This is a genomic window from Sorangium sp. So ce327 (assembly GCF_051530205.1).
GTDB lineage: Bacteria > Myxococcota_A > Polyangia > Polyangiales > Polyangiaceae > Sorangium > Sorangium cellulosum_B.
The window spans coordinates 1,179,173-1,192,652 of record NZ_CP150330.1; the positions used below are offsets into that span (position 1 = coordinate 1,179,173).

General features: G+C 70.0%; 13 protein-coding genes. 8 read left to right on the forward strand and 5 right to left on the reverse strand.

The window, feature by feature from the left end; translation table 11 throughout:
- Positions 1-461: 461 nt before the first annotated feature.
- On the forward strand, positions 462-971 hold the full coding sequence (locus WME95_RS04375) for a chemotaxis protein CheX (RefSeq protein WP_437907147.1): 510 nt from the start codon (positions 462-464) through the stop codon (positions 969-971).
- A gap of 31 nt (positions 972-1,002) precedes the next feature.
- Here WME95_RS04375 and WME95_RS04380 read toward each other — a convergent pair whose 3' ends face one another.
- From WME95_RS04380 to WME95_RS04390, 3 genes are read right to left on the reverse strand one after another with little or no spacing between them, the layout of a single operon-like run.
- Positions 1,003-1,386: a hypothetical protein gene (locus WME95_RS04380; protein WP_437907148.1), complete on the reverse strand. Its 384-nt coding sequence runs from the start codon at positions 1,384-1,386 to the stop codon at positions 1,003-1,005.
- Between the two features lie 23 nt (positions 1,387-1,409).
- Positions 1,410-1,865 (reverse strand): hypothetical protein, encoded by a 456-nt coding sequence (locus tag WME95_RS04385; RefSeq protein ID WP_437907149.1) that lies wholly within the window; start codon positions 1,863-1,865, stop codon positions 1,410-1,412.
- An 18-nt stretch (positions 1,866-1,883) separates the two neighbouring features.
- Complete coding sequence (locus WME95_RS04390; protein WP_437907150.1) at positions 1,884-3,320, reverse strand: hypothetical protein; 1,437 nt, start codon at positions 3,318-3,320, stop codon at positions 1,884-1,886.
- Between the two features lie 488 nt (positions 3,321-3,808).
- Here WME95_RS04390 and WME95_RS04395 point away from each other — a divergent pair, with 488 nt between their 5' ends.
- From WME95_RS04395 to WME95_RS04425, 7 genes are all read left to right on the forward strand, one after another.
- On the forward strand, positions 3,809-6,598 hold the full coding sequence (locus tag WME95_RS04395; RefSeq protein WP_437907151.1) for a nitrate- and nitrite sensing domain-containing protein: 2,790 nt from the start codon (positions 3,809-3,811) through the stop codon (positions 6,596-6,598).
- A gap of 48 nt (positions 6,599-6,646) precedes the next feature.
- Positions 6,647-7,183: a chemotaxis protein CheX gene (locus WME95_RS04400; protein ID WP_437715744.1), complete on the forward strand. Its 537-nt coding sequence runs from the start codon at positions 6,647-6,649 to the stop codon at positions 7,181-7,183.
- A gap of 35 nt (positions 7,184-7,218) precedes the next feature.
- Positions 7,219-7,596 carry a response regulator gene (locus WME95_RS04405; protein ID WP_437907152.1) on the forward strand — a complete coding sequence of 126 codons (378 nt, stop codon included), beginning with the start codon at positions 7,219-7,221 and terminating at the stop codon, positions 7,594-7,596.
- A 272-nt stretch (positions 7,597-7,868) separates the two neighbouring features.
- Positions 7,869-8,213, forward strand: a complete 345-nt coding sequence (locus WME95_RS04410; RefSeq protein WP_437907153.1) for a hypothetical protein — start codon at positions 7,869-7,871, stop codon at positions 8,211-8,213.
- Positions 8,214-8,307: 94 nt separating this feature from the next.
- Positions 8,308-8,688, forward strand: a complete 381-nt coding sequence (locus WME95_RS04415) for a hypothetical protein (protein WP_437907154.1) — start codon at positions 8,308-8,310, stop codon at positions 8,686-8,688.
- 215 nt (positions 8,689-8,903) lie between these two features.
- Positions 8,904-9,734 (forward strand): SDR family oxidoreductase, encoded by an 831-nt coding sequence (locus tag WME95_RS04420; protein ID WP_437907155.1) that lies wholly within the window; start codon positions 8,904-8,906, stop codon positions 9,732-9,734.
- A gap of 148 nt (positions 9,735-9,882) precedes the next feature.
- Complete coding sequence (locus WME95_RS04425; protein ID WP_437907156.1) at positions 9,883-10,950, forward strand: nuclear transport factor 2 family protein; 1,068 nt, start codon at positions 9,883-9,885, stop codon at positions 10,948-10,950.
- Between the two features lie 170 nt (positions 10,951-11,120).
- On the opposite strand, the gene WME95_RS04430 is transcribed toward WME95_RS04425, so the two are convergent.
- Together WME95_RS04430 and WME95_RS04435 are read right to left on the reverse strand one after the other, a co-directional pair.
- The gene (locus WME95_RS04430; protein ID WP_437907157.1) at positions 11,121-12,617 is read right to left on the reverse strand and encodes a carotenoid oxygenase family protein; all 1,497 of its coding nucleotides are present in this window, start codon (positions 12,615-12,617) and stop codon (positions 11,121-11,123) included.
- A 104-nt stretch (positions 12,618-12,721) separates the two neighbouring features.
- Positions 12,722-13,456, reverse strand: coding sequence for a hypothetical protein (locus WME95_RS04435; RefSeq protein ID WP_437907158.1), 735 nt, complete (start codon positions 13,454-13,456; stop codon positions 12,722-12,724).
- Positions 13,457-13,480 lie beyond the last annotated feature (24 nt).

Sequence of the window (13,480 nt, forward strand, 5' to 3'; positions counted from 1 at the left end):
CGCCGATGTCAATCTCCTCGTGGACCCCGCCGCTTCACGCGCTGCCGGCCCCGCCTGTAAAGCGCAAAGCGCGGCGTCCGGTGAGTGGGGCAGGTGTGTGTGCCAACCTACGTGCCGAGCGTTGACGTGCGGGGTCAAGCGCGGCTGGGCGTGGTCAGGCGTGGTCAGGCGTGCTCAGGCGTGATAGACAAGCCGTCACGTGCTCGTGCGTCCTGTCCGAGGACCGCATTGGTCCTCGAGGGATAGATGAGCTAAGTTGAGCGTTTATCATGCGGCGGCAGAGCACGAGACCGGAGGGGGAGTCCGACACGAGGTCGGGGCACAGCATCTCTGACCGCCCCGGCGCCGAGCGTCGCGACTCGTTCCCCCCGCCCCGATCCGGGCAGCCACCCTCCGGGCCCGGGCGCTCCGGCCCGCCCAGCGAGCCGTCGTCTGCTCCAAGGTCTGCTTCGTCGCGCAAGGTGCGGACCATCGACGTCCTCGTTCAGGGCGCGACCGTGGAGCTCTTCCATTTTTACGGCGTCGCCATCGCGCCCGCGGACATCGGGGAGAGCCGCGACGAGGCGCTCGTTCACAGCGATCCCGTGAGCACGGTCGAGTTCTCCGCGCCCGGCTTCTCCGGCCTGCTGGCCTTGTCGGCGCACCCCGGCGTGTTTCGCGCGATGACGGGGCTACCGACCGGGCTCGACAGCGTCGACGACTGGATGCGCGAGGTCGTCAATCAGCTCATGGGAAAGGTGAAGAGCCGCCTCGCGCGGTTCCAGATAGCGCTTCACGCCGAGCTGCCGCACCTGCGCCGCGCGAGTGACGTGGCGCGGCGGTACCGGGGCAGCAAGCAGCAGTTCTGCTATGCCTTCCGGACGTTGAAGGGCGAGGTCGTCGTCACGCTGGGCGGCGACTTCGACGAGAGCTCGCTGGTGTTCTCGAACTCGTCCCCGCTTCCGCTCGATGGCAAGGTGATCCTGTTCTGAGCCCTCTTGCGCGGCACCCGCGCCGCGCAGTCTAGGGGCTGCCGCCGCCGGCACCGCCGGCACCGCCGGCACCGCCGCTGCCGGTGGCGCCGCCGCCGCTGCCGGTGGCGCCGCCGCCGCTACCGCCGCTGCCTGCGGCGCCGCCGCCGCTACCGCCGCTGCCGGTGGCGCCGCCGCCGCTGCCCGTGGAGCTGCCGCCGCTACCGCCACTGCCCACGGCGCCGGCGCTGCCGCTGCTCGTGACGCCGGGCGGCGGGAGCGGTGCGAAGCACGCGTTTCCGATGAACTGCTGGCCCGGGTCGCAGGGGTCGGAATCCCAGCATCCCACGAGCATCGCCGCGGAGATCGCGCCGAGGGCGACGACCAGGGCGCCGCGACGGGTAGGCGGCATGATGCGAGACGGGTGAATGACCATCGTTCGTTCCTCTCTCCACGGACTCACGGGGGCAAGACCTGGCCGTCGCGGATGCGCGCAATCACCTTGACGGTGGGGTTCAGGTCGCCGGCGGCGATGTACCCGATACCGCCCGCCTCATCGCCCACGGCGCGGAGCACGGCGCTCGGACTCGCCACCTTGCGCGGCGGCCGCTCGCCGCCGCGGATCTTCCGGTCGATCCAGTAGCGGGCGACGCTCTCGGGATCGAGGCCCAGCACCGCCATGTCGAAGCGCTGTCGCAGCGGGGAGCCCTCGGGGAGGTTCACCGGCATCACCGACCGGCCGTACCACTCCGTGCGCGCCGTCTGGAAGAGCGGGCGGAGCGTGTCGCGTCCCGCCGCCCGCACGGGGTTGGCCCGGTTGACGACGACGACGATCTCGTCGGCCTCCGCGAAAGACGAGGCCGACGGGGTCATTCCGAGAAGGGCCAGGAGGAGCAGAAGGAATCTACGCTTCATGATTGCGTTGAACCTCTCTCAGAAGGCCATGACCAGACGAGCGACCGCGCTCGTGGTGCGGAGGTCCGGCGCCACCGTGCTCTGCTCACGCAGGGCGGTCACGATCGTGCGTAGCGCCTGGGTCCGAAGTGTGACGTCGGGGGTGATGTAGAAGTTCAGGCCGCCGCCGAACTGGAGCACGGTATCTTGCCCGCCGTAGAGCGGCACGTGGATGGCGGAGCCGATGACGAACGGCTCCATGTTCAGGAAATCGAACCGGTGCGCCGCCACGGCATACGTGGAGGTCTTCCAGGCGTCCGGTGTGTAGAATTTGGATACCGCCTGGCGCTTCCCTTCGTCATAGACCACGCGGATGACCGCCGCCTCCGCGCGCAGGCGGGTCGTCCCGATGTCGAGCGAGACGTCGCCGGCTCCGGTGTACTCCTGGAACGACCACGTCGAATGGACGTCGGGGTCGGACTGTCCGATCTTGTAGTCGGCGACCCAGTCGCGGGCCCTGCCCGCGATGAACGACGTCCCGAGCTTCAACGTCAGCTTGCCGGGGTCCTCGTAGCTGGCGTGCAGGCGGCCGCCGAACCCGCGATTGTCGTCGAAGGCGAACGGCGCGTTCTCGTTGCGCCCGTTGCTCACGTACGCGTTGTACCCGAGCTCCCACGGGCCCGTGAACATGCTGCCATAGACCATGACCCCGGTCTGCCGCGTGGGAAACAGGCGCGCTGTGATGAACGTGGGGATGACGGTGGTGATGAGCACCGGGCTCCCGTGGTCGACGTTGTAGATGCCGATCGGGGTGAAGAACTGCCCGACGCGCACCTTGAAGAGGTTGAAGCGCGTCCAGTCGATGTGGGCGCGCTCGATCGACACGAGCCCTCCATAGGTGACCGGCGAGGTGAGCGAGGTCGCGGTCGAGTCGAAGGCTTCATACGGCGCCGTGGTCACCCGGCGCGTCACGTCGGGCGGCAGCGGCGTCGTCGCCGGGACCGGGGCCCCGCCGGGCGCGGTCGTGAACCGCAGCTCCCCGAGAAAGCGAAAGTGATCGCTCGGCTGCGCGTCGAGGTAGAGGTTCAAGTTCGCCACGACGAAGTTCAGGGCGTTCGCCTGCGGGAGGGTGACCGCGAGGATCGAGTTCTCCGGGACCCATGTGCGCTGGACGCCGACGTCGACGAACCCGTAGATCCGGAAGAGATCCTTGTCGTCGTCCTGCTCCGGCGCGGCCTGCGCCTCCTCGAGCGCCTCGAGGCGCTTCTCGAGCTCCGCCGATCGCTTCTCTGCAGCCGCGAGCCGCGCGGCGATCGCATCTTCTCCGGCGGCGGCAGGCGCGGCGGCGGGCGCCCCGGTCGTGGCGGGCGCCGCGGCCGCGGCGACCGGCGCGGCGGGCGCTCCGGTCGCGGCGGGCACCGGGGCGACACCGGCGCCAGGGCTCTGCGCATGCGCGAGGGATGCCGTGACGAGCACTGCTCCGATGGCTGCGCCCGAAGCGCCCGCGAGGCGACCTGTTCGCGCTCGCCGCAGTGAACTCCGACCCATCATCATTGATTTCTCCCCGTTCGCAGAGCCTTCGTCGCGGCTCCAGCCGACGTCGAACGCGCTCTTGCGGACTCGCGGACTTCACGCGTAGCATACACGGCCACGAGGGCGGCCGTGAACTCGGCGCGCTCCGTTACGCTCCGGTGCACCACGGCTGGGTGAGACATCACAACAGGAAAGAACGTGAATCAGGGGAGCGTACATGGTGCGCGGGCGAACGTTGATGATGACTCCACGTGTGCACGTGTTGATTGTCATTTGCGTCAGCCGCGCCGCGCGCGGGGGGCAGCTCGCCCGGTGCTCGTGCTGAGTGCGCCGCGCGGGGGGACAGGCGTTCGCGCGAGACCCCTCGTCATGAAGCACACGAGATGCGCGCGGGCGCCGCGCCGCGGGGGCCACGCCGGGGGGACGGGGGCATGCCGACATTGCGTAGCGCTTCGATTCGACTGAAGCTGTGGTCGCTCGCCGGCGTCCCCGTCGCGGGGGCCCTGCTGCTGGCGGCGATGATCGTCGGCGACGCGCGGCAGCAGGCGGCGAGGGCGGCGGGGATAGGCTCGATCGAGGACCTCGCGCAGCTCTCCTCGATCATGGCGCAGCCGCTGCACGCCCTCCAGAAGGAGCGGGCGTGGACCGCGCTGGTCGAGGGGCTGGAGGCCCGTCCGCCGGAGATGACCGACGTCGAGGGCGAGCGGCGCGCCGCGCCGCCGCTCAATCGCGCAGCGGAGCTCCTGAGCGCCGGCGGCCAGCTCCGGGACGCGCGGGCGGCGACCGACGAGAGCCTCGCCCAGCTCGACGCGTTCCTGGCCGCGCGCGACCTCTCCGGGCTGCCGCGCCGGCTCGCCCGCGATCTCGCGGAGGGGCGCGCCAAGGTCGGCGAGCTCGGCGCGTTCCGGGCCCAGGCCGACGCGAAGACGGTGTCGCTCGACAGCGTGCTGAGGGTCTTCGGCGGCATCAACGTGAGCCTCATCCGGGCCAACGCCGGCCTCTCCGAGCTGAGCGACGAAGGCGAGCTCCTGCGCAGCATCCAGTCGATCGTCGCCGTCCACGAGTTCGCCGAGCGCGCCAGCCGCCAGCACGCGCTGCTCGCGCACGCCTTCGCGTCCACGCTGTTCGAGCCGGGGGCCTTCAAGACGCTCGTGACGCTGATGACGGAGGAGCAGCTCTATCACGAGGAGTTCATCGCCAACGCGTCGGAGCCGGCGCGCGCGCTCTACGACGCCGCCCGCTCCAACCCGCGCGTGCGGCGCGCCGACGAGCTGCGCGCCGCCGCCATCGCGTCGACCGACGAGGCGCTGGCGATCGATCACGACGCGTGGTTCGAGGCGCAGCAGGGGCGCGTCGACGGGCTCGCCGCGATCGAGGAGGAGGCGATCTCCGGGATGAGGCGCGCCGCGGCGGCCAGGGTGGCGGACACGCGGAGGACGGTGCGCGACGGCGTCGCGGTCTCGGCGTTCGTGCTCCTCGTGTCGGTCGCGCTGGCGCTGGTCCTCGTGCGGGGGATCTCCCGGTCGCTCGAGGTGCTCGGCGAGGCCGCGGCCCACGTCCGGCGGACGCGCGACTACACGACGCGCGCCCGCAAGACCGCCGACGACGAGTTCGGGGCGCTCACGGACGCCTTCAACGAGATGCTGGCGGGCATCCAGGCGCGCGACGAGGTCCTCGAGGGCCACCGGCAGAACCTCGAGGCCACCGTCGCCGAGCGGACCTCGGAGCTCGAGAAGCGCAACCGGGAGATGCGCCTCGTCCTCGACAACGTCGATCAGGCCCTCGTGACCCTCCACCGGGACGGCACGATGGAGCCCGTGCACTCCGCCGCCTTCGAGCGCCTCTTCGGCGTGCCGGCGCGCGACGAGCACTTCGCCGATCGCATCGCCGGCCACGATCCGAGGGCCAGCGCGTTCCTCAGGATGGGGTGGGAGGCGGCCTGCGACGACTTCCTCCCGCTCGAGGTCGTCCTCGACCAGCTCCCGAAGACCTTGCACCGCGAGGGCCGCTACCTCGCGCTCGGCTTCAAGCCGATCCTGTCGGGAGAGGGCCAGTTCAACGGGGCGCTGATGGTGATCACGGACGTCACGTCCACGATCGCCTCCGTGCGCGAGGCCGAGCAGCAGCACGAGTATATCCAGGTGTTCGAGCGGGCCGTGAAGGACCGGCTCGGCCTCGTCGGCTTCGTCAACGACACGACGAAGCTCGTCGACGCGGTGAGCGCGCGGTCCAGCGGCGAGGTGGACGAGGTGATGCGCCTCGTGCACACGATCAAGGGGAACGCCGGGCTCTGGGACGTGACGAGCGTGGCGAGGGTGGCGCACGAGATCGAGAGCTTCGTCGTCGAGGAGCGCGCGCTGCCGTCCGACGAGCAGATCGACGCGCTGAGGGAGGTGTGGCTCGCGTTCGTGGGGCGCGTGAGCGTCCTGCTCGCGTCGACGGCGCAGTCCTCGCGCGCCGACGTCGGCCATGAAGAGGTCGATGCCCTGCTCGCCATGGTGCGCCAGCGCCGCGACCCCGCCGAGATCGAGCGGGCCATCGCGGCCCTCCGCGAAGAGCGGACCGAGGTGCGGTTCAGCCGGATGAAGGACCAGGCCGAGACGCTGGCCCGGAAGCTCGGCAAGCCGAAGCCCCAGGTGCGCATCGACGCCGGGGGCGTCCGGCTGCCCGCGTCGCGGTTCGCCGGGATGTGGCAGGCGCTGGGCCACGTCGTGCGCAACGTGATGGACCACGGGATCGAGCGGCCGGAGGCGCGCGAGGCGGCGGGCAAGCCGTCGAGGGGCACGCTCACGCTCCGCTCGCGGATGACGGCGGACGAGATCGTCATCGAGGTCGGCGACGACGGCGCGGGCATCGACTGGGAGCGCGTGCGCGAGAAGGCCGTGGCCGTCGGGCTGCCGGGCGCGACGCGGCGCGATCTCGAGGCCGCGCTGTTCGCGCCGGGCTTCAGCACGGCCGAGCAGGTCACGGACGTCTCCGGCCGCGGCGTCGGTCTCGGCGTAGCGCTCCACGAGTGCCGGCGGCTCGCGGGCCGGATAGAGCTCGACACCGAGCGCGGCCAGGGGACGACCTTCCGCTTCCGGTTCCCCCGGGATCCGAGCGACGCCGCGGGGGCGCCGCTCACGACTGCCTCGCTGCCGCCTCCGAGCGGGCGGGGCTCGCTCGTACCGCCCCCTTCGCGGGGCGGATCGAGCCCGGGCATGGCGTCGGGGAGCGTGTGACACGGTGAGCACATCGAAAATGCAGAGCGAGATATCGAGGAGAGGGGAATGAACTCGGAGAGCTGGGATCGCATCCACGAGGAGCTCGCTTCGTCGTGCGTCCACCTGTTTCGTGACAACGGCGTCGAGCTCGGGCGGCTGGACGACGCGGCGTCGGAGGCGACGCCGGGCAACGCGGTGGTCTCCTTCATCGGCTTCACGGGCGACCACCTTCGCGGGAGCCTGACCATCGTCGCCCCCGCGGCGCTCATCACGCGCAGCCACCCGCTGCGAGAGCGGCGCGAGATCGACGAAGACATGGTGTGCGACTGGGCGAGCGAGCTCGCCAACCAGCTGCTCGGGCGGGTGAAGAACCGCCTGCGCCACCTCGGGCTGGTCATCGTGCTCTCGACGCCGAGCGCCGCGATCGGCGAGCACCTGCGCGCGAGGGAGGAGCAGAGCGAGGGCTTCCGGCGGCTCCTGTTCGCCGCGGGGCCCGACCGGCTCGTCGTGCTCTTCGACGCGCTGGCCCCCGACGACGCGCTGGAGCTCGAGGAAGTGAACATGCCCGATCCGCAGCCCGAGGGGGAAGTGCTGCTGTTCTGAGCGGATGGCCGTACACGCAAGAGGAGACACGTCACATGGCCAAGAAAATTCTTCTCGTCGAGGATTCGAGTACGGTCCGCCAGCAGGTCGGCATTCTCCTGTCGGCGGCGGGTTATGGCACGCTGGAAGCGGACAACGGCCGAGATGCGGTCGCCACGGTCGCCGCCCACAAGGATGATCTGGCGATGATCATCGCGGACGTGAACATGCCCGTGATGAACGGGATCGAGATGATCCAGAGCTTGCGGGACAAGGGGCTCGCGTCGGGCGTCCCGATCCTGATGCTCACGACCGAGGGGCAGCCGGAGCTCATCGAGAAGGCCCGGAAGGCCGGCGCGAAGGGCTGGATCATCAAGCCGTTCAAGCCGGATCTGTTGCTCGCCGCGGTGAAGAAGCTCGCCGGCGAGCCCTGAAGCTGCGGCCGCGCGAGCGGCGGGTATCCCCGCGACGTCGGCTCGACCGAGGGGCGTCGCTCCCTGGTACTGCGGAAAATCGGCGACTGCCTCCGGTGCTCCACGGATCTGCCTTGCGGCGCTGGACAGCGCTCGGTGGTTGCGGCCCAGCGTTGATCCGTGTGATCCTCTGTGCGGGAGGTCACCGAAGGCGGCCGAATAGACAGGCCAGGTCCACCGGCGTCGGTTGGCCAGTCGACTACTCGTTCGGCCTCTCGAGCAGGAGTGGGTCGATGCCTTACTACAGCGTGATTCTCGAAGGAAAAGGTATAAAGGTCGAGGTGGCAGACGGGGAACCACCGATCATCGGCTTCTTCGCGACGCGCGCGGTTCGAGCCCACTCGGTGAAGCAAGCGGAAGAAATAGCCAAGGCAATGGTTCTCGCGGACTGGACCACGGGGGAGTATGCACCCTTGAATCAGGGTGGGGCACCGGTGCTGAAGGTGGAAGGCGTCGACGCCTTGAGTTGGTGGAGATTTTTGCGGTTCAAGAACACGGGGCACGTTTTCTTTAGCATGGACGAGGACGATGCCGAAGAAGCCGTTTCAGCCGAGCGCCCGGAGGTGGGTGCCGGCTGAATGGATTCGCTGAGGCGCCTGCCAAGATGACCCGATGAGTACGCGCCTTGCTCTCGACCCACGGCGGCCAGCGCCGACCTGCTCGATCTGTGGCATGCTGTCGGAGGAGCCGGCGCACTGGCGAAACGACCTTGGACGGCTGTGCCGGTCCTGCTGCGGCGCGCTACGCGACCTTCTTCGGGCGGGGCCTCCCGAGCGAATTGCGGGGATCTGGGGACTAGAAGCCGCTGAGCTGAACCTGCCTGCCAACGCGGTCGCAGACCTCGTTGACATTGCAGACGAGGCGACGCATGCCGACCTTGCGACTGCATACCGCGAAATGGGCCTGTTCGGTGATGCCATCAGAGAAACGCTGTTCGTCGCACGCGGCAATGCAGAGCGCCCGTGGCATCAGGCGCTCGTCATCTTGTTGGCTGCCGAGATCGCCCCGGACGAACTCTTCGATAGGTTGAACGCAGCTCTATGTAGGCGATAGCAACCGGCGAGAGCCGAGCCCGGCAGGGCGTCAGGCGGGAGCGGCGCCACGAAGGGCGGCACGCTGGTACAGGCGTGTCGTCACAGGCCACGTGACCGAACGTCTGCGCATCGACCGACGAAATCGCGAAGAGCGCGTTCGCGTGCGCCCGGCGCGTCGAACGCAAGCTTGACACGAGCGAGGTTGTCGTATTGCCTATCCTGCTCGGAGAGCCCATGAAGAAAGCGTGGAAAGATGCAGTCGCCTTCATCACGGGCGGCGGCTCGGGGATCGGTCGAGCGCTCAGCCTGGACCTCGCGCGGCGCGGCGCGCGCGTGACGGTGACGGACGTGAACGGCGACGCCGCCGCGAAGGTGGCGGTCGAGGCTGGAAACGGTGCTTCGTCGCGCGCGCTCGACGTGCGCGACGAGGCGGGCATGCGTGAGGCCATCGAGGACACGGCCGCCCGCGGCGGGCGCCTCGACTTGCTCATCAACAATGCGGGGATCGGCGTCGCCGGTGAGGCGCACGAGATCCCGCTTCCGCACTGGAACCGCGTCCTCGACGTCAACGTGCGCGGCGTGCTGCACGGCATCGTGGCGGGCTACCCGATCATGGTGCGCCAGAAGAGCGGCCATATCCTCAACGTGGCATCGCTGGCCGGCCTGGGCCCAGCGCCGCTCTTCACGCCGTACGCGATGACCAAGCACGCCGTCGTCGGTCTCAGCACGAGCCTGCGAATCGAGGCGGCGGCCCACGGCGTCCACGTCAGCGTGCTCTGCCCGGCCGCGGTCGAGACCCCGATCCTGGACTCCGAGAACCCCCCCGATCTGCCGGCGGTCCCGTGGGTTCCGAACGCGCGACGCCTGCTCGAGGCTTTTGCCGGCCCGCCTTACCCGGCCGACGCGCTCGCGCGCGAGGCGCTCGATGCGGCCGCCGCCGACGTGCCCGTCATCGTGCTCCCCTCGCGCGCACGCTTGCTCTGGCGCCTCGGCAGGATGTTCCCGGCGCTCGTCGAGAAGGGCGGCCGAGACGAGATCGCCAAAGAGCGAGCGACGCGAGGGTGAGCGTTCGAGCGTGGGGGGCTCCACCCCTCGGCGCAGACGATGAGCTCGCCATTCGAAAGGCTCCTTCAGAACTTCAGCATGTTTGAAACGCTCCGCGGCCCATGCGCCGCGGATTGCCTCCGGGTGCGCGGCGCGATAGGGAGCGTGGATGAACATCGCTCCTTGGATCGGGCTGGCGGCCGTCTGCCTCTTCGTGGCGTGCTCCGACGAATCGGGCGATACGCCTGACGATCAAGGCGGCACCACCGGCAGCAACACGACAGCAGCGTCGGCGGGCAGCAGCGGCGCGGGGGGCGACGCGTCGTCCGCGGGTTCGACGTCCTCGGGCTCGACGTCCTCGGCTGGTTCTCCCGCTTCCACGGGGAGCGGCGGGGAGCCGCAGGGCTCGGGTGGTGACGCGCAGGGCTCGGGCGGCGACGCGCAGGGCTCGGGCGGCGGCGCGCAGGGCGGCGCTGGCGTCGGGGGCGGCGACGTTGGGAGCCGCTGCGATCCGGAGGAGTCGCGCGCGAACAAGGCCCTCGTCGCGCAGGCCATCGATGCGCTGTTCGTCCAGAAGGACGTCTCGGCGATCGATCGCTATTGGGCCGATCCCTACCTCCAGCACAACCCGATCGCGACGAGCGGCGTCGCCACGCTCAAGAACCTGATGCGGGGAATCGTCACGTCGGGGTCGTTCAGCTACCAGCGCCTGCGCACGTTCGGCGAGTGCGATCTCGTGGTCGTGCAGGGCCGCTATTCACAGACCGGCGTGATCTTCGACATGTTCCGCGTGAAAGACGACAGGATCATGGAGCACTGGGACTCCGACTCGAACCAGGCCTCGGCGACGGACGGCCCGACGGCGGTCGAGGACGAGGCGCTCACGGGACAGAACCGCGCGCACGTGCTGGGCTTCATCGACGCCGTGCTGATCGGAGGGGCGCACGCGCGAGCGTCGGAGTTCCTCGGCGCGAGCTACGTCGAGCACCGCGACACCGACGCGAGCGGCCCCGCCGCGCTCGTCGAGTACGTGAAGGACGAGGGCATCAGCTACGTCAAGGTGCACCACGTCATCGCCGACGGGAACTTCGTCTTCACCCTGTCGGAAGGGAAGCGCAACAACGCCGCCTATGGCTTCTACGATCTGTTCCGCGTCGAGGGCGGCGACATCGTAGAGCACTGGGACTCGCGGCGCTCGGTGCCCAGCTCGACCATGAGCGGGCTCCCGATTTTCTAGAACACCGATTACATCGAAACCCGGAGAATTTTCACAGGGAGGCGAGGAGGCGGGGAGGAGAAGAAATGAATTTCTCCCTCTTCCTGTCTCTCGCTCCCCGCCTCCCCGCCTCCCTGTGAATTCCTGTTTTTTCTCGTGGTTTCCGCCAGCCGGGGCGGAAGCCGCGGCTGTCAATCCGCGCGGGGCAGGAACGCCCCATGGAAGGTCTGGGGCGAGGCGTGGAGCAGGTGGACCCGCGCCGCTGGCCCATCGTTCATATGCGCAGCGTCCCAGACGTGGATGGCGCTCTTCCCGGCCTTCGCGTCGGTGACCAGGGCGAGCACGTGGCCGTCCCCCTCGGGAGCGCCGGGCGCGCGCGGCACGAAGACCGGCTCCGAGGGGCGCTCGTGCTGCGCGACGCGCGCCAGGGTGATCGCGCCCGTGTCGACGTCGACGCGCGCAATGGCGTTTCCGTGCGGGTCGTCGGCCCGCCCCTTCGTGGCGAGGAAGACGGCGCCGTGCCGATCCCCCTCGACCCGGGGGTCGACGCGCGGGAACTCGCCGACGACGCCGCCGAGGTCCTCCACGAGGAGCTGCTCGCGGCCCGCGCGCACGCGGTGGCGCACGAGGACGCCGCCGTCGACGGAGGCGAGCTCGGGCCGATCCGGGTCCTTGCCGATCGCGCCGAGCGTGGCGAGCGTGCGGTGGCGGACGAGGTCGACGACGAGGTCCTCGCCGTCGTCGTAGGCGTTCGCGAAATGCCACTGGAAGAACGCGTCGACGCCGAAGCGGCGCACGCGGGAGACGTCGTCGATGTCGACGACGATCACCTCCGTGCCCCGGCGGGGCTCGAAGCGCACCCAGGACTCGAAGCCTCCCCACTGGAGCATCGCGCGCCCCACCCGGATGATCGCGGGCGAGACGAAGAACACGAGGTGCCGGCGGGTGGCGCAGAAGTCGTGGAGCATCACCGGCGCCGGGAGCGGCACCGCGCCGAGCGAGCGCGCGCGCCCGTCGTCGTCGTCGACCGCGTAGAGGTCGATCTGGGTCCTGCGCCCGTAGCGGACGCCGAAGTTGTAGCTCGTCTTCCTGGCAGCAACCCGGTGCGGGTGGGCCGAGAAGGTGGGGCCCACCGCGCCGCCGAGATCGCTCTCGCCGAGCGTGTCGAGCGTCGCGGGATCGAGCTCCGTCGGCCTGCCAGACTCCACGAGCGCGAACAGCCGGCCGCCAGCGAGGAAGGGGCTCGTGTTCGCGACGTTCTTGCCCCTGCGCTTGCCCTGCAGCGCGTGGAGCACGCGCTTCGGCCAGGACAGGGTCGAGCCGTAGAGGCGGCGCCCGGCCGCGAGCTCCTCCACGAGGCCGCGGCTGCGCACGAGGCGGTGCGCGCCCTCCGCCCGGCCGCCCGACAGCCGCACCGCGAGCACCCCTCCGTCGGCCTCGAAGGAGTGCGGCACGCGGACGCCGAAGAGGGTCGCGCGGGCCGGGCCCACCCGAAACAGCGTGCCCTCGAGGCCTTCGGGCAGCGTCCCCTCGACGGCGAGCGGCGTGAAGCCATACTCGGCCTCGAGGTCGAGCGGGTGATCGAAGGCGCGCGCTCCGCGAGCGGCGTCCGCGGAGGCGCCCCCCGCGCCGGCGAAGGCGGCGTCGAGGGCGGCGTCGAAGTCGGGGGCGGACAGGGCGATGGACATGGGACCTCCGGGCGGCCGATGTGATGGACGATCCCATCGGGCGCCGGTGATGTCATCATCGATCACATTGGCGGGCGTCGAAGCGGCCGGCGCACCGGCGCTCGTCAGTGCAGCTTGTCCTTGGCCTCGGCGAGCTCCTCGTTGATCCGGTCCACGAACGCGTCGAGGGTCATCGGGCCGTTGCTCGCGGCGGCGGCGGCCTCGATGGCCTGCGAGGCGAGGGAGGTGAGGCGCTCGACGTAGGCGAGCTGGCCCTCGAGCTTCTCGTAGTCCCCGTCGACGAAGTACCCGCTGTCGTCCTTGACGTCGAGCTCGGGCGCATAGCGCTGCTTCACGTACCGCAGGATGGCGCACACGGCGACGTGGACCTTGGGGCCGGCGAACTGCGTCTTCGTCCAGTTGTAGCGGCTCCCCTCCTTGAAGAACTCGACGCCCGGCGCCTCTGGAAGGCTGGGGACGCTGACGCTGACGCGCGGCCCTCCGCCGCGCCCGGCCTTCTCCTGCGCTGCGCGGGTGAGGTTGCGCGTGATGGCCGCGGACTCCGCCAGCGCCTGACGCATCATGTCCGCCATCTTCGAGTCGCTGAGCAGCGCGTGGTACGTGTGGTTGATGAAGGTGCCTTCACCGTCGAAGTGAAAGTGGAGAGGCTCGCATTCGCGGTGGGGATAGAGCGTGATGCCCTCGAGACCCGAGCAGGTCACGCGCCGATCGGCGATGAGCTCCTTCATGGTCTTGCTGGGCCAGCCGGCGGCCGCGGCCTTGGCGGCGAGATCCGCGACGAGCTCGGGGACGACGATCGGGTCGCGGAGCTTGCCCGAGTACGCGATGGAGATGCCCATGGTGCCTCCTGAACGATCTCCCCT